Below are 21,521 nucleotides of genomic sequence, written 5' to 3' on the forward strand. Positions count from 1 at the left end.
GCGGGATTGCCCCTGTGGTGGAATGGTAGACGCGACCGACTCAAAATCGGTTGGAGAGATCCGTGCCAGTTCGAGTCTGGCCAGGGGCACCAAGCCGATTGCGGCGCGGCGACAAGCGGCCTAGCCTGCCGCGCATGACCAAGCCCCTGATCCGCATCGCCGCCGCGCTTGCCGCGCTGACCGCCGCCCCCGCCATGGCCCGCGATGGGCTGGCCGACCAGATCCAGGGCGACCTGCCCGGCCTGATGACGATCTACCGCGACCTGCACCAGAACCCGGAGCTGAGCTTTCAGGAAGTGCGCTCGGCCAGGATCATGGCCGATGCCGCGCGGAAAGCCGGGTTTGATGTGACCGAAGGCGTCGGCAAGACCGGCGTGGTCGCGGTGCTGCGCAACGGCGCCGGACCGACGGTGCTGATCCGCGCCGACATGGACGGCCTGCCGGTGGTCGAGCAGACCGGCCTGGCTTTTGCCTCCAAGGCGCGCGGGACTTCCACCGCCGGGGTGGAAAGCGGGATCATGCATGCCTGCGGGCACGATACCCACATGACCGCCTGGATCGAGGTGGCCCGCCTGATGGCCGCGCACAAGGACCGCTGGCAGGGTACCCTGGTGATGATCGGCCAACCGGCCGAGGAGATAAATCAGGGCGCTTTGGCAATGCTTAAGGACGGATTGTTCACGCGCTTTCCCAAGCCTGATCATGCCCTGGCCTTCCATGACACGGCGGACCTCGCCTCGGGCGTGATCGGGGTGCGCCCCGGCTTTGCCCTGGCCAATGTCGACAGCGTCGACGTGACGGTAAAGGGGCTGGGCGGGCACGGCGCCTATCCGCAGACCACCCGCGATCCGATCGTGCTGGCCAGCGCCATCGTCATGCGGCTGCAAACCCTGGTCAGCCGCGAATCGAGCCCGTTCGATCCTTCGGTGGTGACGGTCGGCGCGTTCCACGGCGGGGCAAAGCACAACATCATTCCCGATGAAGTGAAGCTGCAGCTGACCGTCCGGTCCTATTCCGACGAATCGCGCAAGCTGCTGCTCGACGGGATCAAGCGGATCGCGATGGGCGAGGCGCTCGCCTCGGGCATGCCGCAGGACCGGATGCCGGAAGTCACCGTCGATCCGGTTCCCGCCAAGGCGACCTGGAACACGCCGGCCTTTACCGAACGGATGGGCACGTTCTTCCGTGCCCGGTTCGGCGCGGCGCGCGTCGCCGATGTGCCCCCGGCGATGGCGGGCGAGGATTTCGGCGAATTCGCCCGCGCCGATGGCAATCGCATCAATTCGCTGATTTTCTGGGTTGGCGGCCGCCCGGCCGAGGTGATCGAGAGCGCCAAGCGCGATGGCAAGCTGCTCCACGGCCTCCACAGCCCGTTCTGGGCGCCCGAGGCGGACAAGGTGATCGCCAGCGCCAGTGAAGCGCTGACTGCGGCGGCGATGGAACTGATGCCGCGCAAGTGACTTTCCGTTTTTGCGAATAATTCGCAGGAATTTGATCGATTTTGCCGATTATCGCTCGCGGAATTTCCGCATGGCCTTGGCTGCAGGCGGGGCGCATCTAAGCATGGTCGGATTCACCCCAACCAGGAGAGATACAATGGGACTCAAGGGCTCCAAGACCGAAGAAAACCTGAAGGCTGCTTTCGCTGGTGAAAGCCAGGCCAACCGCCGTTACCTGTACTTCGCACAGAAGGCCGATATCGAAGGCCACAACGACGTTGCAGCCGTGTTCCGCTCGACCGCGGAAGGCGAAACCGGCCACGCTCACGGCCACCTCGAATACCTCGAAGAATGCGGCGATCCGGCCACCGGCGAACCGATCGGTGACACTGTCGCGAACCTGAAGGCGTCGATCGCCGGCGAAACCCACGAATACACCGACATGTATCCGGGCATGGCCAAGACCGCGCGCGACGAAGGCTTCGACGAAATCGCCGACTGGTTCGAAACCCTGGCCAAGGCTGAAAAGAGCCACGCCGGCAAGTTCCAGAAGACGCTCGACGCCCTGCTCGCCGACGCGTAACCGATTGAGGGCGACTGTTGCGATTTAGCCGTAACAGTCGCCCTTAATGTATTGAAAATTCAGATAATCAAGGGAATCAGCAATGGAAGGCAGCCTGGAAGCACCCGTGCGCCACCCGATCCCGTGGCAGGATGAATCGTGGTACGACGAAGCCGCGCTCGAAGCCGAGCTGCGCCGCGTCTATGACATCTGCCATGGCTGCCGCCGCTGCTTCAACCTGTGCGACAGCTTCCCGATCCTGTTCGACGCGATTGACGAGGCGCCGAACGAGGAAGTGGACGATCTGACCCCGGCCCAGCTGGCCAAGGTCGTGGACGCCTGCACCCTGTGCGACATGTGCTTTATGACGAAGTGCCCCTATGTCCCGCCGCACAGCTTCGATCTCGATTTCCCGCACCTGATGCTGCGCCACCGCGCGGTCCAGCACCGCAAGGGGCAGACCTCGTTCGCCGACCAGCAGCTTTCGGAAATGGACCGCAACGGACGGCTCGGTTCGATGGCGGCGGGGCTGGCCAACTGGGCGACCAAGGAAGGCAACGGCCTGACCCGGCCGCTGATGGAAAAGGTCGCCGGGATTGACCGGCGCGCGCATCTGCCGCCGTTCATGGACGTACCGCTGACCAACCAGGCCAACGGTATCATCCCCGCGCCGAACCCCGATGGCCCCGCTTTCGGCAAGAAAGTGGCAATTTACGCCGGTTGTCACGATAATTTCAACGACGGCACTCCGGGCCTCGCACTTGTAAAGGTTTTGACTCACAATGGCGTGCGCGTGCGGATCGAACATCCCGATTGCTGCGCCATGCCCAAGTTCGAAAATGGCGACTTGCCCGCCGTGGCGAGCGCGGCGCAGCGGATTTCCGCGCATTTCGCCCCGCTGGTCGAACAGGGCTGGGACGTGGTCCCGCTGACCACCAGCTGCGCGCTGATGCTGAAGTTCGAATGGCCGCTGATCGAGCAGGGCAATGCCGCGGTCGACCTGCTGAGCAAGCACACCTTCGACGTGGCGGAATATGTGGTCGCGCTGAACAAGGAGACTGGGCTGGCCCCGATCCCGGACCTGCCGGCCTCGATCGCGGTCCATTTCGCCTGCCACGCCCGCGCCCAGAACATGGGGCCAAAGGCGATGGAAATGCTCCGCCTGATCCCCCAGGCCAAGCCCGCGCTGACCGAGCGTTGCTCCGGACACGGCGGCAAGTGGGGGATTTTCAAGGAGAATTTCGACCGCGCGGTCAAGGTTGGCAAGCCTGCCGCGCGCAACCTGGTCAAGGGCGATCCGGACCTGATCGTCAGCGAATGCCCGCTGGCTGGCCCGCACCTCAAGCAGGTGATCGCGGCCAATGGCGGGCAGCCGCCCGAACGCATCGGCCACCCGATCGAGATTCTCGCCAAGGCTTACGGCCTGTAAATAAATTCACTCAATCAAACAGACTTGTAAGGATTGTTGCAAATGCCTCGCGACCAGCGCAGCATCACCGCTGCCGACATCCTGCCGCTTGACCAGTACGAGCTGATCCGTGCCGACAAGAAGCAGGAAGCCATCGAACGCAAGAAGCTGACCCGCTTGGCGGTGGGGCCGCACGCGACCGTCCTGTTCGAGAACTGGGATTCGATGTGGCTGCAGATCCAGGAAATGCTGCGCATCGAAAAGGGTGGGGACGAACAGCTGACGGACGAGCTGGCCGCCTATGACCCGATGGTCCCCAAGGGCAGCGAATTGACCGCGACCGTGCTGTTCGAAATCGGCGATGCCGACCGGCGCGACGCGTTCCTGCGCACGATCGGCGGGGTGGAAAACCACGTCGCGATCCAGCTGGGGGAACATGTGATCCGCGCCCGCCCGGAAGGCGACACCGAACGCACCCGCGAAAGCGACAACAAGGCCAGCGCGGTGCATTTCTTCCACTTCGATTTCACCCCGGCGGCGATCGCGGCGTGGAAAAGCGGCGAAGGCACCGCGATGGTGCTGATCGATCATCCGAATTATGGTCATGCCGCCGTGATTGGCGCGGATAGCCGGGCCTTCCTGGCGCGGGAATGCTTCTGAGCCCTATTGTTCGTCGGCCTCTGAGCCGCCGGTACGCTCGCGCGCCGCGGCCTTGATCTCCTCGATCTGCCTGGCGTCAGGGCGGTACATGTAACCCGCCTTGCCTTTTTCCTTGGCGCGAGCCGCATCGCCCTGCGGACCGGTCAGGTCGGTCGCAACCTGGCCTTTCACGGTCACGCTGGCGCCCGGTACGCTGGGCAGGTTCTTGGGCAGCGCGGGGCCATTGTTCGGCACGAAGACGGTTTTCTGGGGCGAAGCCGGGGCTCCGCCGGAATCCATCGCCACTTCGCCGCCGCTTTCGCCGCCAGCATCGCTGCCCCAGCCGCCCATCTGGGTCTTGACCTTCATGCTGCTGGCCACTTTGCGCGTGCCCAGGCGTTCGGCCTCGCTGGCCAGCAGCTGGTTGCGCGCCTCGCGGGCCTCGACTTCGGCCTCCATTTGCGCCGCTTCGCCATTGGCGAACAGCGCAACCAGCCCGGTGACCACGATGGTCACTCCGGCGAACTGCTTCAGCAGCTTTGGTGAAAGCGGCAATTGGGGGGCGGGCCTGCGCATGGCCGGTTACTTAGCCCGGCAAGGTTAACCAGCGCGTTTTGCGCTATGGTTAGCGGGTGGTTGACGACCGCCGGGACAAAAGGGGTGTCCCGACGGCCGTCAATTTCTCCTCCCCAGGAGTTGGGTGGCTCAGGCGTAGCAGCCGAGGCGATGGTAAAGCGCGCTGATCCGCGCGAGTTCGTCGGGCTCCTCGGTGGCGCGGGCATGGCTGGCCAGCGCGGCACGGAGCAAGGTGAAATCCTGGTTCGACAGCAGCGCGCGGGCCCGGCCCGGCTGGCGCATTTCGGTCTGGGTGGCCGTTTCCATGGGCGTTTCCTTTCACTCGCTTCGATTCGGAGCCGGTGCTCCGTCTGGAACCCGGTATATCTGTCATCGGCTCGATCTCGTATGAAAAATTACAACAAATCTTGTCCATATGCGGCAAAAATGGCCATCAGACTTGTCAAAATGTAAATATTGTGACATGTTGCCGGAATGAGCGAACCCAGCATCCTGGCCGGCCCGGCGATCCGCCGCTTGCGGCGGCGCGAGCAGATGACCCAATCCGCCATGGCGGCACGGCTGGGCATTTCGCCCAGCTATCTCAACCTGATCGAGCGCAACCAGCGTCCCTTGTCGGCCCGGCTGGTGGTGCTGTTGGCCGAACAGTTCGATTTCGATCCGCGCAGCCTGCGCCAGGACGAGGCGGTGGGCGGGGTCGATGGGCTGCGCCGCCGCCTGGCCGATGAACGCTTTGCCGATCTGGCCATCGACCGCGACGAAATTGCCGAATGGCTGGCCGCCGCGCCCCAGGCCGCGCTGGCCTTTGCCCGGCTGTTCGATGCCAGCGGCAAAGACGTGGCCGCGGTGCAGAACGATCCGATGGACCTGGTGCGCCGCGAGGTTGAGCGCTGGCGCAACCATTTTGCCGACCTGGACGCTGCCGCCGAAGCCCTGGCCGACGAATTGCGGCTGTCGAGCGGGGAAATCGGGTCGGCGCTGGCCGAACGGCTGCGCCAGAACCACCAGCTGTCCGTGCGGGTGCTGCCCGCTGACGTCATGCCGGATGCACTGCGCCGGCTGGACCTGCACGCGCGGCAGTTGCAGCTGTCCGAACTGCTCGACACGCCCAGCCGCAATTTCCAGATCGCGGTGCAGCTGGCCCTGCTGGAGCAGCGCGATGCGATCGCCGCCATTGCCAATGGGGCGCAATTTGCCGACCGCGCGGCCTGGCGGCTGTTCCGCCGCCACCTGGCGCATTACTTCGCCGCCGCCCTGCTGATGCCCTATGGCCGGTTCATGCGCGCCTGCGAGGCGACCGGCTATGACCTGGCGGTGCTACAACGCCGCTTTGGCGTGACGTTCGAACAGCTGGCCCACCGGCTGACCACGCTGCAACGCGTCGGCCAGCGCGGGCTGCCATTCTTCATGGCGCGGATCGACCGGGCCGGGCAGTTTTCCAAACGCTTTGCCGGGGCCAGCGGCTCGCCGCTGATCGAGGATGTGGCGAGCTGCCCGCTGTGGATTGCTCATCAAGCCTTCGAGTATTACGGTAGAATTGTTCACCAAATCACGGAATACAAGGATAAATCAGGAAACGATTCCCTGTGGCTCACCCTGGCCCGCACGGTCGAGGGGAGCGCGGCCCTGGGCGAGCAGGCGCCGCATTATGTCGTCATCCTGGGGCTGGAAGCGCGGCTGGCGGGGCAATTGGCCCAGTGCCGCGGCATGGTGCTGGACCGGACCAGGGCGGTGCGAACCGGCCCTGGCTGCGCGCTGTGCCACCGGGCCGATTGCCTGCAACGCTCGCTGCCGCCGCGCGGCGCGGCGCTGCAATTCGACGAGCGCACCCGCGGCCTGACGCCGTTCGACTTCGGAGGCTGACGGAGCGTAGCGATTGCAGGCATTTAACCATATCCTGTAAAATTTACCGACATTTCACCTCTGCCGGTTAGGGCAGGCCTTCGCATCGTCAAGGAAGGCCGCCGCGCAGCACCATGATCCGGCTGTTCAAACATTACATCCCGCACGCGGTGATCCTGCTGGGGCTGATCGACTTTGCCCTGCTGATCTTCGCAGGGGATTTCGCCTGGCGGCTGCGCCTGGCGCAGATCGGGTCGCTGCCGGGATCGACGCTGGACCGGATCGGCCAGCTGGCGGGCTATGCGGCGATCATTCTCACCGCGATGATCGCGGTGGGGGTCTATGGGTCTGATGCGCTGCGCTCGATGCGCTTTGCCACGGCGCGGCTGCTGGTGGCGGTGTCGCTGGGGATCATCGGCCTGTCGTTTGTCGACTTCGTGATCGGTGGACAGAACTTCTGGCGCTCGACCCTGGCCTACGCGATGATCGCCTCGGTCGTGCTGCTGGTGCTGAACCGGCTGATCGTGGGCGGGGTGCTGGGCGCCTCGGCCTTTCGCCGCCGGGTGCTGGTGCTGGGCGCGGGGCTGCGCGCCGACCGGCTGCGCAAGCTGTCGGAACGCCCGGAAAGCGGCTTTGTCATCGTCGGCTACATCGCGATGACCGAAAGCGTGCCGGTGGTGGAAGAAGCGATCAACCGCGCCGCGATCCACAACCTGACCCGCTATGTCGAGAACCTGGGGGTCAGCGAAGTGGTGCTGGCGCTGGAGGAACGGCGCAACGCGCTGCCGCTGCCCGACCTGCTGCGGATCAAGACCACCGGGGTCCACGTCAACGATTTCTCCAGCTTCATCGAACGCGAGACGGGGCGGGTCGATCTCGACACGGTCAATCCCAGCTGGCTGATCTTTTCCGACGGGTTTTCATCGGGCCGGGCGATTTCCAGCGTGGCCAAGCGCCTGTTCGACATTTTTGCCAGCGCGCTGCTGCTGAGCATCGCCGCGCCGGTGATCCTGCTGTTCGCGCTGCTCATCAAGCTGGAGAGCAAGGGCCCGGCGTTCTACCGCCAGGTCCGCGTCGGGCTGTACAACCAGCCGTTTGACGTCATCAAGCTGCGCTCGATGCGCCAGGATGCCGAAGCGGCCGGCGCGCAGTGGGCGCAGAAGGACGACCCGCGTGTCACCCGACTGGGCAAGTTCATCCGCAAAGTGCGAATTGACGAGCTGCCGCAGTGCTGGAGCGTGCTGAAAGGCGAGATGAGCTTTGTCGGCCCGCGCCCGGAGCGCCCGGAATTCGTCGCCGATCTCGAACAGAAGCTGCCTTATTACGCCGAACGCCACATGGTGAAGCCGGGGATCACCGGCTGGGCGCAGATCAACTATCCCTATGGTGCCTCGATCGAGGATTCGCGCCACAAGCTCGAATACGACCTCTACTATGCCAAGAATTATACGCCGTTCCTGGACCTGCTGATCCTGCTGCAGACCCTGCGCGTGGTGCTGTGGCACGAGGGGGCGCGCTGAGGTGAGCGCGGCTTCCGCCTGGCTGCCGGGGCTGGCGGCGCTGGTCTGGGGGACCGGCGCCTTTGCCTGTGCGGTGGTCGCGGTCTGGCTGGCCACTCGCCGGGAATGCTATGGCAAGCTGTGCCCCAGCCTGATCCTGGCGCTGGTCGCCACGGGCGTCTGGGCGCTGGTCGGCACCTTGGCCGGGCCGACCTCGCTGGCCGAAGCTCTGGCCGAATCGGTCCGCAACCTGGCCTGGCTGGTCGCGCTTTACGGGCTGTTCGCGCTGGATGGGCGGCTGCGCTCGGTTCATCCGGTCCGGCCGATGCTGGGCGCGCTGGCCTTCGTCTCGCTGGTCCAGGGCACTTCGCAAGTCTTGCTGGTGGTGCTGCACCCCCGGCGTGAACTGGTCGAAGTTTCGTTCCACACGCTGGTGCTGCTGCGGCTGCTGATTGCCACGGGCGGGCTGGTGCTGGTCCACAACCTCCACGTCGGCGCATCGCGCCAGGCCCGGCTGCTGGTGCGCTGGCCGGCGGCGGCGCTGCTGGTGCAGTGGGGCTTCGACCTCAACTACTTCACCATTTCCTACCTGGCCGGGGCCGGCCCGGTGACGCTTTCGGCGCTGCGCGGCCTGCCCGCGCTGCTGGCCGCGCTGCTGCTGGCGATGGGCGCGCGGCGGGGGAGTGAGGAACTGCACCTGCGCCCTTCGCGCGCGGTCACGTTCCAGTCGATCTCGCTGATGCTGATCGGTGGCTATCTGCTGGCGATGGTCGGGATCGCGCAGTGGCTGTCGTTCTGGGGCGGGGACTTTGCCGCATCGCTCCAGATGGGCTTTGTCGTGCTCGCATCGCTGCTCGCGCTGGTGATCCTGCCATCGCCGCGCATCCGGGGCTGGCTGCGGGTCACCGTGGCCAAGCACCTGTTCCAGCATCGTTATGACTACCGCGTCGAATGGCTGCGCTTTACCCGCACCATCGCGCAGGGCCGGACCAGTCCGGTATCGCTGCAGGAACGCATGATCCGCGCGGTGGCTGATATTACCGACAGTCCGGCCGGGATGCTGCTGAGCGAAGGCGAGGGCGGCCGCTTCGAACTCGCCGCGCGCTGGCAGTGGCCGACTGCCGATGTGCCCGCCGAAGCCCTGCCGCGCGAGGCTGTGGGCCTGTTCGAGCAGCGCAGCTACATTGCCGATCTTGACGAGCTGCGCGGGGGCGACAAGCCCGACGAGGCGGAGGCGGCAGACCTGATGCCGGACTGGGTCATGGCCGAGCCGCGCGCCTGGGCGATCGTGCCTCTGCTCCATTTCGAGCATCTGGTCGGCGTGGTCGTGCTGGCCCGCCCGCCGCACGTGCGCCGGCTGGACTGGGAGGATTTCGACCTGCTGCGCGTGGCCGGACAGCAGCTCGCCAGCTACCTGGCCGAACAGGCCGGGCAGGCGGCGCTGGCCGAAGCTGGGCGGTTCGACGATTTCAACCGCCGGATGGCTTTCGTGATGCACGACATCAAGAACCTGGCCAGCCAGCTCAGCCTGCTGTCGCGCAATGCCGAGTTGCACGCCGAAAATCCCGAATTCCGCGCCGACATGCTGATCACGCTGCGCAATTCCACCGACAAGCTCAACGCGCTGATTGCCCGCCTGTCGCGCTATGGCCACACCCAGATGGAAGCGCTGGAACCGGTCCAGGCCGATCAGGTCGCCGCCGCCGTGGTGGCACAGTTCCGCGCCCGCCACCGGGTCGAACTGGTCGAGGCCGAACCCTGCCGCATCGCCGCGCGGCGCGACACGCTGGAACAGGTGCTGACCCACCTGATCCAGAACGCGATCGACGCCAGCCCGGCTGATGCACCCGTGTTCGTGCGGACCGCCGCCAGCCGCCTGCACGGCGAGATCGAGGTGCTGGACAGCGGCACCGGGATGAGCCCCGAATTCGTCCGCAGCCGCCTGTTCAAGCCGTTCGACAGTTCCAAGCCGGGCGGCTTCGGGATTGGCGCCTACGAAGCGCGCGAACTGGTCAAGGCGATGGGCGGGCGGCTCGACGTGGAAAGCCGCGAAGGGCTCGGCTCGCGCTTCATCATCCGCCTGCCCTTGGCGGATACCGCCGAAATGATCGAACACCTCAACGCCGCAGGCAAGAAAGTCGCATGATGTCGGATAGCAAGCCCAAACTCCTGATTGTCGAGGACGACGCGGGGCTGCAGGCACAGCTGAAGTGGGCCTACCCCGATTTCGACGTGGTGATCGCGGGCGACCGCGCCAGCGCGCTGGCCGCGCTGCGCAGCGAGGAACCGGCCGTGGTCACGCTCGACCTGGGCCTGCCGCCCGATCCCGATGGAACCAGCGAAGGCTTTGCCGTGCTGGACGAAATCATGGCGCTGAAACCCGATACCAAGGTGATCGTCGCCTCCGGCCACGGCGCGCGGGAAAGCGCGCTGTCGGCCATCGCCAAGGGGGCCTACGATTTCTACCAGAAGCCAGTCGATATCGAGGCGCTGGGGCTGATTGTCCGCCGCGCCTTCCAGCTCCACGCGATCGAAGCGGAAAATCGCCAGCTGGCCACCCGCTCGGGCGAGGACAACCGCGTGCTGGGCCGGATGATCACCGCCGCGCCGGAAATGGTCAAGGTTGCCCGCACGATCGAGCGGGTCGCCAATACCAATGTCTCGGTCATGCTGCTGGGCGCCAGCGGCACCGGCAAGGAACTGCTGGCGCGCGGGCTGCACGAGGCGAGCGGCCGGGCAAAGGGCGCCTTCGTCGCGATCAACTGCGCCGCGATTCCCGAAAACCTGCTCGAAAGCGAGCTGTTCGGGCACGAGAAGGGGGCCTTCACCGGCGCGGTCAAGACCACCGAGGGCAAGATCGAGATGGCCAGCGGCGGCACGCTGTTCCTGGATGAAGTGGGCGACATCCCGCTGCCCTTGCAGGTCAAGTTGCTGCGCTTCCTGCAGGAACGGGTGATCGAACGGATCGGCTCGCGCAAGTCGATCGAGGTCGATACCCGGATCGTCTGCGCCACCCACCAGAACCTGGAAGCAATGATCGCCGATGGGCGGTTCCGCGAGGACCTGTATTACCGCCTGGCTGAAATCGTCGTGCGGATTCCCAGCCTGGCTGATCGGCCCGGCGATGCCGCCCTGCTGGCCAAGGCGTTCCTGGCCCGTTTTGCCAAGGACATGAACCCGGCGGTCAAGGGCTTTGCCCCCGATGCGCTGGCCGCGATCGATGCCTGGCACTGGCCCGGCAACGTGCGCGAGCTGGAAAACCGGGTGAAGCGGGCGGTGATCATGACCGATGGCAAGTTGGTCGGCGCGGCCGATCTCGACCTGGCCGAACCGGGCGAGGGTGACGACCAGCTGCTCAACCTGAAAAGCGCGCGCGAGGCGACCGACCGGCGGGTGATCCGCCATGCGCTGGCCCGCAGCGAAGGCAATATCTCGAGCACCGCCAAGCTGTTGGGGATCAGCCGCCCGACGCTGTACGACCTGCTCAAGCAATACGAGCTGCATGCCTGATCTTCGCCGCCTGCTGCCGGCGCTGGTGCTGGCTGCCGCGCTGGCCGGCGGGGCGCCGCTGCTCGCCAGGGTGGAACCCGGCGCGATGGATCCGGCCAAGGCGGCCCTGCAGCGCGGCGACGGGATCGCAGGCGAAGTGGCGCTGCGCAAGGTCCTGGCCGCCGGGGCGACCCGCACCGACGTGGCCGCGCGGATGGGCGAGGCGCTGATCCTGCAAGGCGACCTGGTCAAGGCGCGCGACTGGCTGGGGCCGGGGCAGTTCGCCCCGGGCGAGGAAGGCCACGGCTGGCGGATGCTGGGCATGCTCGAACGGCTGGACGGCAACCTGCCGGCGGCTGGGCAGGCCTATGACAAGGCGCTGGGCTATGCGCCGAAGGATCCCTTGCTGTGGGTCGACATTGGCCGCCTGCGCTATGTTGGCGGCGAACAGGTGCAGGCGCTCGATGCGGCCGAGCGCGCGCTGGCCGCCGCGCCGGACAATCCCCGCGCGCTGGAATTCCGCGCGCAATTGCTGCGCGACCAGCGCGGGTGGGATGCCGCCCTGCCGCTCTACGAACAGGCGTTGGAACAGGCGCCAAACGATCTGTCGCTGCTGGGCGGCTATGCCGCGACGCTGGGCGAGGCCGGGCGCGGGGCCGAAATGCTGGCGGTGACCCGCAAGATGATCGGGATTGCGCCAAAGCACCCGCTGGCCTGGTATCTGCAAGCCGTGCTGGCCGCGCGCGCGGGCAAGGTCGATCTGGCGCGGCGCTTGCTCGACCGCACCGGCACGCGGTTGCAGGATGTGCCGGCGGGCCTGCTGCTGCGCGGCGTGCTGGAACTGGAAGCGGGCAATGCCAACCTGGCGGCGGGGCTGCTGGAACGGCTGTACGAGCGCCAGGGCGCCAACCAGCGGCTGCAGCTGCTTTATGCCCGGGCACTGTACGAATCGAATGATTTCAACAAGCTGCACGAACGGTTCGATCCGCTGGCCAGCCGCCCCGATGCGCCGGCTTATCTGCTTGAACTGATCGGCCGCGCTTACGAGGAGCAGGGTGACCGGCTGGCCGCCGCGCCGTTCCTGGACCGGGCAGCGGCGGCGACTATCCCGGCCATCATGCCGATCCCCGAACGTGATCCGATTGGCGTGCTGGCACTTCGCTGGACCGATGCGCCCGGCGTGCCGGCCACGGCGGTGCCCTATGCCCGCAGCCTGCTGGCCGCCGGCAACGTCGCCGGAGCGCAAGGCGTGGCCGCGCGGTTCCGCCAGCTGCACCCCGGTTCTGCTGAAGCGCTGGCGCTGTTCGGCGATGTTGCCATGGCCGCCGGGCAGGCCGGGGCGGCGATCGATGCCTACAAGCTGTCGGCGGCGGTGCGCTTTCCCGATACGCTGCTGCTGCGGCTGGGCGAAGCCTTCGACAAGGCGGGCCGGGGGGCGGATGCGGTGCCGGTGGCGGCGCGCTATCTGGCGGCTTTTCCGGGCAGCCGGATGGCCGCGCGGATGGTGGCGGGGCACCGCGCCTTTGCGGATGACTGGGGCGCGGCACGCACCTTGCTGGAAAACCTGCGGCGGCGCGGCGGCGGGCGCGACGTGCGGCTGCTGGCCGACCTGTCGCTGGCGCAGCTGAGGACTGGCGATACGGCGGCGGCCCTGGCCACGGCGCAGCAGGCCCACGCGCTGCAACCGGCCAGCGGCGTCGCGACGCAGGCGCTGGGCATGGCGCTGGCCTTTGCCGGGCAGGAAGCGCCCCGCGCCGCCGCGCTGCTCGACAAGGCGCAGGTGCTGAATGGTCCCAACCCCTTGCTGGCCGAGGCGCGGCGCAAGCTGAACGGCTGATCCTGCGCGCTTTCGGACAGGCTGGTCGGCGCATTCCCGGCAAGAGCCTTGCCAGCGCGGCCAAGGCGATTTAATCGACTGATTAAATCAACAATTGGCGAGGTGCGTGATGGCGGGTGTGCTGCAAGGCGTGACGGTGATCGAACTGGCTGGGATCGGTCCCGGCCCATTCTGCGGGATGATGCTGGCTGACCACGGCGCGCGGGTGATCCGGGTGGAACGCCCGGGCCACAAGGGCCGCTTCGGCGATGCCGGCAACCGCGACATCCTGAACCGCAACCGCGAATTCATCGAGCTGGACCTCAAGGATCCGGGCGCGATCGAACAGCTCAAGGAACTGGCCAAGAGCGCCGACGCGCTGATCGAGGGCTACCGTCCGGGCGTGCTGGAACGGCTGGGGCTGGGGCCGGACGTGCTGCTGGCGGTCAATCCCAAGCTGGTGATCGGCCGGATGACCGGCTGGGGCCAGGACGGGCCGATGGCGCCGCTGGCGGGCCACGACATCAACTATATCGCGCTGTCGGGCGCGCTCCATTCCTATGGCCGCAAGGGCGAAAAGCCCAGCTTCCCGGTCAATGCCGTGGGCGATTTCGGCGGCGGCGGGATGATGCTGGCGTTCGGCGTGGTTTCGGCAATCCTGCACGCGCGCAGCGGCGGCGTGGGCCAGGTGGTGGACTGCGCGATGGTCGATGGCGCAGCGATCCTTTCGGCGATGACCTATACTTTCCTGGCCAATGGCCAGTGGCGCGACGAACGCGGGGTCAACCTGCTGGATAGCGGCACCCACTTCTACGACACTTATGAGACCAGCGACGGCAAGTGGATCTCGCTCGGCTCGATCGAGCCGCAGTTCTACGCGCTGCTGCTGGAAAAGACCGGGCTGAAGGACGATCCCGATTTCGCCCAGCAAATGAATCCGGCCAAGTGGGACCAGTTGAAGGAACGGATGACCGCCCTGATCCTGACGAAGACCCGCGATGAGTGGTGCGCGATCATGGACGGGACCGACATCTGCTTTGCCCCGGTGCTGAGCCTGCGCGAAGCGCCCAAGCATCCGCACAACGTGGCGCGCGGCACCTTTACCGAGGATGGCGGCATGTTGCAGCCGTCGCCCGCGCCGCGCTTTTCCGCGACCCCGGCGCCGTCGGTCAAGCTGGCGGGGCGTTGACAAAGCGCCGCCTGTCGTCATTGCGGGGGACTTCCCGCAATGACGACAAGGCGTGACGTGAACCTGCTGTCCCGGATCGATCCGATGGTGCGCCTGCTGGCGCTGGCCATCGCGCTGGCGCTGCTGCTGCCGGTGCGCGGTGCTGCGCGCGAAGTGGCGCAATTCATCTCCAACGCGGCGGTGTTCCTGCTGTTCTTCCTTAACGGGCTGCGCCTGCCCCGGCACGAAGTGGCCGCCGGCATGGGCAACCACCGCGTGCTGTGGCCGCTGACCGCCTGGGTGTTCGGCGGCATGGCCCTCGCGGGCTGGGGCATGTGGCAACTGGGGCAGGGCTGGATGCCGCCGATGATCGCGCTGGGCTTCCTCTATCTCGGCTGCCTGCCGTCCACCGTGCAGTCAGCCACGGCCTACAGCTCGCTGGCTGGGGGCAACGTTGCCAGTTCGGTGGTGGCGGCGGCGCTGCTCAACATCCTGGGGGTGTTCGTTACCGCGCCGCTGTTCTCGTTCCTGGCCGGGGGCAAGGAAGCCGCCTTCCACGCCGATGGACTGGTCAAGGTGGTGACGATCCTGCTGCTGCCTTTCGTGATCGGGCAGGTGCTGCAGGGCAAGCTGGGCGGCTGGGTGAAGGATCACCGTCCGCTGATTACCTGGTTCGACCGGGCGTCGATCGCGATTGCGGTCTATGTCGCCTTTTCAGGCGCGGTGGAGCAGCGGTTCTGGGCGCGGATCGATGCGCCGGGCTGGGTCTGGCTGGCGGGCGGCACGGCAGTGCTGCTGGCGTTTGGTCACGTGGGCGCCTGGCTGGTCGGCGGCCTGGCCGGGGTGGACCGGCCTGACCGCATTTCCATGCTGTTTGCCGGCGCGCAGAAAAGCATCGCGATGGGCGCGCCGCTGGCCACGGTGCTGTTTCCCCCGGCGGCGGCGGGGATCGTGCTGCTGCCGATCCTGCTTTACCACCTGTGCCAGCTGATCATGGCCGCGCCGCTGGCCGCGCGGCTCAATCGGCCCTGACCGCGTTTTCCAGTTCGCCGTCGGGGAAGCGGCGCTTGTGGCGGATCGACCACCACAGCGACAGCCCGATCAGCACCGCGCCGATCAGCCCGGTGACGGTTTCGGGAATGTGGACCTTGGCCGAAATCAGCATGATCCCGCCCAGCGCGATGATCGCCCAGAAGGCGCCGTGTTCGAGATAGCGGTATTCCGCCAGGGTGCCCTTCTGCACCAGGTGGATGGTCATCGAACGCACGAACATCGCCCCGATCGACAGGCCGAGCGCGATGATGATCATGTTGTTCGACAGCGCGAAAGCGCCGATCACCCCGTCGAAGCTGAACGAAGCGTCGAGGATGTTGAGGTAAAGGAACCCGCCCAGGCCCGAACGCACCACCGCGCCCTGCGCCGCCAGGGCTTGCTCGCGCATTTCCAGCACCGTGCCCAGCGCCTCGACCGCGATGAAAGTGACGATCCCGAGCGTGCCCGAAACCATGAAGGTCAGCGCCTCGTCCGCTGGCAGCAGCCGCGAGATCAGGTAGATCACGACCAGCAGGATGGCGATTTCCGCCGCCTTGATGTTGGAAAAGCGCGCCAGCTTGGCCTCGATCCAGCCGATCCAGTGGACGTCCTTTTCACCGTCGAAGAAGAACGACAGGCCGACCATGGCCAGGAACGCCCCGCCGAAGCCCGCGATCCCGACATGGGCGGAGGACACGATCTCCTCGTAGCGCTTGGGATCGTTGAGCGAGAGGTCGACCGCTTCCATCGGCCCCATGCCCGCCGCGATGGCGACGATGGCCAGCGGAAAGACGATGCGCATGCCGAACACCGCGATCAGCATGCCCCAGGTCAGGAACCGGCGCTGCCAGATGTCGTCCATGTCCTCGAGCACCGAGGCGTTGACCACGGCGTTGTCGAACGACAGCGACACTTCGAGGATCGAGAGGACCACGACGATCCACAGCAGCCCGAGCATGCCCCCGACCGAGCCGGTCTGGAACCAGCCGTACCAGGCCGCCAGGGCCAGGCAGACCAGAGTGAACAGGATCGATCCCTTGTAATAGCGCAGCAAAGTGGTGCTTCCTTGATGAATGTGCAGCGAAGCCGGCGCTCTTACCGGGGCTGATAGGTTTGTTCCACCCCCGGAAAGGCGCGCGCGCGCACTTCGGCGGCATAACGCTCTGCCGCGCCGGAAATCGTCTCGGCAATGGCTTCATAGCGTTTCACGAAGCGGGGGACGCGCTCGAACATGCCCAGCATGTCCTCGGTCACCAGCACCTGTCCATCGCACTGCGCCGATGCGCCGATGCCAATGGTCGGGCACTTGACCGCCTGGGTCACTGCAATCGCGATCGGTTCGACCACGCCTTCGACCACAATGGCAAAGGCCCCGGCCGCGTCGAGCGCCTGGGCATCGGCCACGATCTTCTGGGCTTCGGCTTCGCTGCGGCCGCGCGCGTTGTAGCCGCCCAGCACGTTGACCGCCTGTGGGGTCAGCCCGACATGGCCCATCACCGGGATGCCGCGCGCGGTCAGGAAGGCGACCGTTTCAGCCATCGCCGCCCCGCCTTCGAGCTTGACCGCGGCGCAGCCGGTTTCCTTGAGCAGCCGCGCAGCGCTTTCGAACGCCTGCTGCGGCGATGCTTCGTAGGCGCCGAACGGCATATCGACCACCACGGCGGCGTGATAGGAGCCGCGCACCACCGCCGCGCCGTGGGCGGCCATCATGTCAAGCGTGACCGGCACGCTGGAGGGCAGGCCATAGATCACCTGACCAAGCGAATCCCCGACCAGCAGCAGGTCGCAGTGCGCATCGAGCAATTGCGCCTGCCGCGCGGTATAGGCGGTCAGCATGACGACCGGCTGGGCGGTCACGCCGTCCACCTTGCGCTGGCGGATTGCGGGGATGGTCAGCCGCTTCATCGGCGCGGGCGTGGGGTTGGCGCGGCTGGTGGCGGTGTCGAGTTGGAAGGTCGTGGACATGGGGCGGCTTGTAGCGGGTGGAGCGGGCAGGGGGAAGGTGCGTGTGCAGACACGTGTTTTCCCGCTTCCGGGACCGACATCCTGGGGAAGGCGAGCCACTTAAGCCTTGCCATCGCGCGCTTGGCCGCTAGCTTCGCCCGCCATGTAAGATTTCGGCCGCCCGGGGGGCAAGGCCGACAATAATTTAGGGGAACCGCATGTTCGGTCGCGTCAAACCATTGGACGCCATTCTGGCAACTGCCGAAAAGAAATCTCTCCATCGCTCGCTCGGGGCCTTCCAGCTGACCATGCTGGGGGTGGGCGCCATCATCGGCACCGGGATCTTCGTGCTGACCGCCGAAGCCGCGCAAAAGGCCGGGCCGGGCATGATGATCTCGTTCATCATCGCCGGGTTCGTCTGCGCCGTGGCGGCGCTGTGCTATGCCGAAATGGCTTCGATGGTCCCGGTTTCGGGGTCGGCCTATACCTACAGCTACGCCGTGATGGGCGAACTGCTGGCCTGGATGGTCGGCTGGGCGCTGGTGCTGGAATATGCGGTTGCGGCCGGGGCCGTGGCGGTCGGCTGGTCGGGCTATTTCGTGGGCCTGCTGCGCGAATACCTGGGGGTTTCGCTGCCAGATTCGATCGTCAACGCCGATGCCCTGATCGCGCAGATCAAGCTGGCCTTCGGCGCGGCCAACAGTGAAGCGATCCAGACCGCGATTGCCACCGGCGGCTACATCAATCTGCCGGCCTTCGTGATCGCGCTGCTGGTGACCTGGCTGCTGGTGATCGGGACCAAGGAAAGCGCGATGGTCAACGCCGTGCTGGTGATGGTCAAGATCACCGCGCTGACGCTGTTCGTGGTGCTGGCCGTGCCAGTGATGAACAGCCAGAACTTCGAACCCTTTGCTCCGCTGGGCTTCGGCGGGATTTCGGCGGCGGCGGCCTCGATCTTCTTCGCCTATGTCGGCTTCGACGCGGTCTCCACCGCGGCCGAAGAAACCAAGAACCCGCAGCGCAACATGCCGATCGGCCTGATCGGCAGCCTGGCGATCTGCACGATCTTCTATCTGCTGGTCGCCTCGGGCGTGATCGGCAGCGTGGGCGCGCAGCCGCTGATGGATGCGGCGGGCAACGCCTTTGCCCCGGGCAGCACCGAGCTGGCCGCGGCCTGCGCCACCAATGGCGGGCAGGCGGTGGTCTGTTCCAAGGAAGCGCTGGCCTGGACGCTGCGTGAAATCGGCTGGCAGCAGGTCGGCAACCTGGTTGGCCTGGCGGCCGGCCTGGCGCTGCCCTCGGTGATCCTGATGATGATGTTCGGCCAGACCCGCATCTTCTTCGTGATGAGCCGCGACGGCCTGCTGCCTGAGAAGCTCAGCAAGGTGCACCCCAAGTATCACACCCCGCACGTGGTGACCGTGATTACCGGGATCGTCGTGGCGTTCTTCGCCGCGCTGTTCCCGGTGGGGGCGCTGGCCGACATCTCGAATTCGGGCACGCTGTTCGCTTTCGCCATGGTGGCGATCGCGGTGCTGGTGCTGCGTCAGCGCGAGCCGTCGCGCGCGCGGCCGTTCCGCACCCCGGCGGTGTGGCTGGTCGCTCCGCTGGCGGCCGTGGGCTGCGTCTATCTGTTCTGGAGCCTGTCGGGCTATACCAAGCTGCTGTTCGTCGGCTGGGCCGTGGTCGGGCTGGTGGTCTACTTCACCTACAGCCGCAGCCGCAGCCACGTTGGCCGTGGGCTGGTGGAAGTGCACGAGGAAGACGCCGATGTGCCGCCGCAGCCGGTGCCGCCGCTGCCCGGCGGGATCGACGTCAACGACTGATCCGGCCGCACTGGCCAGGGCAGGGGCCGCTCCTTCGGGGGCGGCCCTTTGCTTTTGGGGAATTGCGAATCGGCTGGAATAAGAACATAAGTGGAACAAAGGTTGTTCCGCATGACTGTTCCCACCCCCCTATCCGCCTTTGCCCGCCGCCTCCCTCTGCCGCCCGCGCGCGGGCTGCCTGGCGCCGCCGCCGCCGCGCGCTGGCGTCCCGGCCTGGCGGACGGCGCCTTGCATGGCGAAGTGTTCGCCGCCTCGCGCGAAGCCAGCGGCGCGGCGCTGGCGCTTGCCCTGGCGCTCGACCGGCTCCACGCCGCGCGGCCCGATCCCGCTGCCGACCGGCCGGACGAACGCCGCTGGCTGTGGGTGCAGGATGATGCCGCCCTGCGGCTGACCGGGCGGCCCTATCGCCCCGGGCTGCCGGCACAATTGCGCCATCGGCTGGTCCATGTCGCCGCCGGCAAGCCGGAAGATGCGCTGTTCGCGCTGGAAGAGGGACTGCGCTGCCGCGATCTGGCTTTCGTCATCGGCGAGATCGCGGGCAATCCCCGGGCGCTTGATTTCACCGCTTCGCGCCGCCTGTCGCTGGCCTCGGAAAAGCACGGGGTGCCGCTGTGGCTGGTGCGGATCGACGCCCGGCGCGATCTGGGCTCGGCCCGGATGCGCTGGGATGTGCGCGCGGCCCCGTCCGCGCCGCCGCGCTGGAATGCCCAGGCCCCGGGCGCGCCCGCCTGGCAGGCCGAACTGTTCCGCGCCCGCGCCCATCCTCCGGGGCAATGGCTGCTGGATCTGGCGCAGGGACGGTTGGCCCTGCGTGACGGTGCGGAAGACGCAGGCGGCGACGCCCGCCTGGCCTGAGCTGCCGCCATGCCGCCCCCCGCGCCGCCCCCTCTGCCGCGCCGCATCCTGTCGATCTGGCTGGCGCAGCTGGCGATCGATCGCTGGCGGCTGGCCCAGTCCCTGCGTGCGGGCGAGGGCGCGGATGCCGCGCCGCTGGTCCTGATCGCCGAAACCGCCCATGGCCCACGCATCACCGCCGCCAACCGCGCCGGGCATGACGCTGGGGCCGCGCCGGGGATGATGCTGGCCGATGCCCGCGCCATTTGCCCGGCGCTGGCCACGGCCCCGGCCGATCCGGCGGGCGACCTGGCCCTGCTGGAAAGCCTGGCGCTGTGGGCGCAGCGCTGGGGGCCGTGGTCGGCGCTTGATCCGCCCGATGGGCTGGTGGTCGACGTGACCGGGGTGGCCCACCTGCACGGCGGTGAGCGCGGGCTGCTGGACGATGCCGCCCGGCGGCTGGCCGCGCGCGGGCTGGCTGCCCGGCTGGCGATCGCCCCCACCGCCGGGGCGGCCTGGGCGCTGGCGCATTACGGCGAAAATGGCGCGATCCTCTGTTCCTCCACTGCGTCATTGCGAGGAGGCGAAGCCGACGAAGCAATCCAGGGCAACGCGTGGGACTCTGGATCGCTTCGCTCCGCTCGCGATGACGAGGTCGGGGCATGGGGCACCCCCCTCGATCACTTGCCGGTGGCCGCGCTGCGGCTCGATCCCGCGACCTTGCTGGTGCTGCGCCGGCTGGGCCTGAAGCGGATCGGCGATCTGGCCGGAGTGGCGCGCGATGCGCTGGCGCGGCGGTTCCGCAATGTCCGCACGCCGGGCGCCAATCCTCTGATCCGGCTCGACCAGCTGCGCGGCCGGGTGCCCGAACCATTGCTGCCGGTGGTGGCGGTGGACCTGCCGCTGGTCCAGCGCCGCCTGCTCGAACCGATCCGCCACCGCGCGCTGCTCGACCGGGTGGTGACTGACCTGTGCGGCGATCTGGCCCGGCTGCTGGAAGGCCGCGCGCTGGGCGCGCGGCGGCTGGAGCTGGGCTTGTGGAAGGTGGACGGCGAAGTGCTGGTCCGCACGCTGGAACTGGCCGCCGCCAGCCGCGATCCCGCGCACATTGCCCGCCTGTTCGCGCACCGGCTGGATAATGTCGACGCCGGCTTCGGGATCGAACTGGCCCGCCTGCGCGCGCCCTGGACCGAGCCCGTGGCGCTCAGCCAGCGCGATCTTGATGCCGCGGCCGAAGCGCATGGCACCAGCCTGTCGGCCTGTATCGACCGGCTGACTGCGCGGCTGGGGCCGCAGGCGGTGCGCCGCCCCATGCCGCGCGCCAGTCACTTGCCCGAACGCGCGCAGGCCTGGGAGTCCCTGTCGGGTGCGCCATCGACATCCGTCGATGGCTTGCGGCACCGGCCCGCTCCCCCACCCGGCCACCCAACGGAATGGTATGCTCTGG

Annotated in this window: 18 protein-coding genes and 1 tRNA gene; 15 read left to right on the forward strand and 4 right to left on the reverse strand. The window is 67.2% G+C overall.

All coding sequences use genetic code 11. The annotated features are described in order from the left end of the window. The first annotated feature begins 8 nt into the window (after positions 1 to 8). The 5 genes from ACE3N9_RS12290 (at position 9) to ACE3N9_RS12310 (ending at position 4,069) form a co-directional block, all read left to right on the forward strand. A tRNA-Leu gene (locus ACE3N9_RS12290) sits at positions 9 to 92 on the forward strand. A gap of 42 nt (positions 93 to 134) precedes the next feature. Then, entirely contained in the window at positions 135 to 1,460 is a 1,326-nt protein-coding gene (locus ACE3N9_RS12295) for an amidohydrolase (RefSeq protein ID WP_374284023.1), read from the forward strand. A gap of 136 nt (positions 1,461 to 1,596) precedes the next feature. Beyond that, a complete protein-coding gene (locus tag ACE3N9_RS12300) occupies positions 1,597 to 2,022 on the forward strand; it encodes a rubrerythrin family protein (protein WP_374284024.1) in 426 nt (141 codons plus the stop codon). Positions 2,023 to 2,104: 82 nt separating this feature from the next. Beyond that, positions 2,105 to 3,430: a heterodisulfide reductase-related iron-sulfur binding cluster gene (locus ACE3N9_RS12305; RefSeq protein ID WP_374284025.1), complete on the forward strand. Its 1,326-nt coding sequence runs from the start codon at positions 2,105 to 2,107 to the stop codon at positions 3,428 to 3,430. Positions 3,431 to 3,472: 42 nt separating this feature from the next. Then, positions 3,473 to 4,069, forward strand: coding sequence for a DUF3501 family protein (locus tag ACE3N9_RS12310; protein WP_374284027.1), 597 nt, complete (start codon positions 3,473 to 3,475; stop codon positions 4,067 to 4,069). 3 nt (positions 4,070 to 4,072) lie between these two features. Here the strand turns inward: ACE3N9_RS12310 and ACE3N9_RS12315 are convergent, their stop codons facing one another. Then, entirely contained in the window at positions 4,073 to 4,624 is a 552-nt protein-coding gene (locus tag ACE3N9_RS12315; RefSeq protein WP_374284028.1) for a hypothetical protein, read from the reverse strand. A 129-nt stretch (positions 4,625 to 4,753) separates the two neighbouring features. Further along, positions 4,754 to 4,930, reverse strand: a complete 177-nt coding sequence (locus ACE3N9_RS12320) for a hypothetical protein (protein ID WP_374284029.1) — start codon at positions 4,928 to 4,930, stop codon at positions 4,754 to 4,756. Positions 4,931 to 5,098: 168 nt separating this feature from the next. Between ACE3N9_RS12320 and ACE3N9_RS12325 the strand changes: the two genes are divergently transcribed. From ACE3N9_RS12325 to ACE3N9_RS12355, 7 genes are all read left to right on the forward strand, one after another. Beyond that, a complete protein-coding gene (locus ACE3N9_RS12325; protein ID WP_374284030.1) occupies positions 5,099 to 6,487 on the forward strand; it encodes a short-chain fatty acyl-CoA regulator family protein in 1,389 nt (462 codons plus the stop codon). Positions 6,488 to 6,600: 113 nt separating this feature from the next. Further along, entirely contained in the window at positions 6,601 to 7,986 is a 1,386-nt protein-coding gene (locus tag ACE3N9_RS12330; RefSeq protein ID WP_374284031.1) for a TIGR03013 family XrtA/PEP-CTERM system glycosyltransferase, read from the forward strand. Between the two features lies 1 nt (position 7,987). After that, positions 7,988 to 10,111, forward strand: a complete 2,124-nt coding sequence (prsK, locus tag ACE3N9_RS12335; protein WP_374284032.1) for an XrtA/PEP-CTERM system histidine kinase PrsK — start codon at positions 7,988 to 7,990, stop codon at positions 10,109 to 10,111. Further along, positions 10,111 to 11,475 (forward strand): PEP-CTERM-box response regulator transcription factor, encoded by a 1,365-nt coding sequence (gene prsR, locus ACE3N9_RS12340; RefSeq protein WP_374284046.1) that lies wholly within the window; start codon positions 10,111 to 10,113, stop codon positions 11,473 to 11,475. Before prsK ends, prsR begins: the two co-directional genes overlap by 1 nt. Then, the gene (locus ACE3N9_RS12345) at positions 11,468 to 13,291 is read left to right on the forward strand and encodes a tetratricopeptide repeat protein (protein ID WP_374284033.1); all 1,824 of its coding nucleotides are present in this window, start codon (positions 11,468 to 11,470) and stop codon (positions 13,289 to 13,291) included. Before prsR ends, ACE3N9_RS12345 begins: the two co-directional genes overlap by 8 nt. Positions 13,292 to 13,400: 109 nt before the next feature. Then, positions 13,401 to 14,459 carry a CaiB/BaiF CoA transferase family protein gene (locus ACE3N9_RS12350; protein ID WP_374284034.1) on the forward strand — a complete coding sequence of 353 codons (1,059 nt, stop codon included), beginning with the start codon at positions 13,401 to 13,403 and terminating at the stop codon, positions 14,457 to 14,459. 57 nt (positions 14,460 to 14,516) lie between these two features. Next, positions 14,517 to 15,470 carry a bile acid:sodium symporter family protein gene (locus ACE3N9_RS12355; RefSeq protein WP_374284035.1) on the forward strand — a complete coding sequence of 318 codons (954 nt, stop codon included), beginning with the start codon at positions 14,517 to 14,519 and terminating at the stop codon, positions 15,468 to 15,470. On the opposite strand, the gene ACE3N9_RS12360 is transcribed toward ACE3N9_RS12355, so the two are convergent. Continuing rightward, positions 15,457 to 16,524: a DUF475 domain-containing protein gene (locus tag ACE3N9_RS12360; protein ID WP_374284036.1), complete on the reverse strand. Its 1,068-nt coding sequence runs from the start codon at positions 16,522 to 16,524 to the stop codon at positions 15,457 to 15,459. The genes ACE3N9_RS12355 and ACE3N9_RS12360 overlap by 14 nt on opposite strands. Before the next feature lie 41 nt (positions 16,525 to 16,565). Next, positions 16,566 to 17,435 (reverse strand): 3-methyl-2-oxobutanoate hydroxymethyltransferase, encoded by an 870-nt coding sequence (panB, locus tag ACE3N9_RS12365; RefSeq protein ID WP_374284037.1) that lies wholly within the window; start codon positions 17,433 to 17,435, stop codon positions 16,566 to 16,568. Between the two features lie 197 nt (positions 17,436 to 17,632). On the opposite strand from panB, the gene ACE3N9_RS12370 reads away from it, so the two are divergent. From ACE3N9_RS12370 to ACE3N9_RS12380, 3 genes are all read left to right on the forward strand, one after another. Further along, the gene (locus ACE3N9_RS12370; RefSeq protein ID WP_374284038.1) at positions 17,633 to 19,240 is read left to right on the forward strand and encodes an amino acid permease; all 1,608 of its coding nucleotides are present in this window, start codon (positions 17,633 to 17,635) and stop codon (positions 19,238 to 19,240) included. Between the two features lie 111 nt (positions 19,241 to 19,351). Then, the gene (locus tag ACE3N9_RS12375) at positions 19,352 to 20,095 is read left to right on the forward strand and encodes a hypothetical protein (RefSeq protein WP_374284039.1); all 744 of its coding nucleotides are present in this window, start codon (positions 19,352 to 19,354) and stop codon (positions 20,093 to 20,095) included. A gap of 9 nt (positions 20,096 to 20,104) precedes the next feature. After that, positions 20,105 to 21,521: DNA polymerase Y family protein (locus ACE3N9_RS12380; RefSeq protein ID WP_374284040.1), on the forward strand; the 1,417-nt coding region annotated here is incomplete at its 3' end.

The sequence above is a fragment of the Novosphingobium sp. genome (genome assembly GCF_041905565.1).
Taxonomy (GTDB): domain Bacteria; phylum Pseudomonadota; class Alphaproteobacteria; order Sphingomonadales; family Sphingomonadaceae; genus Novosphingobium.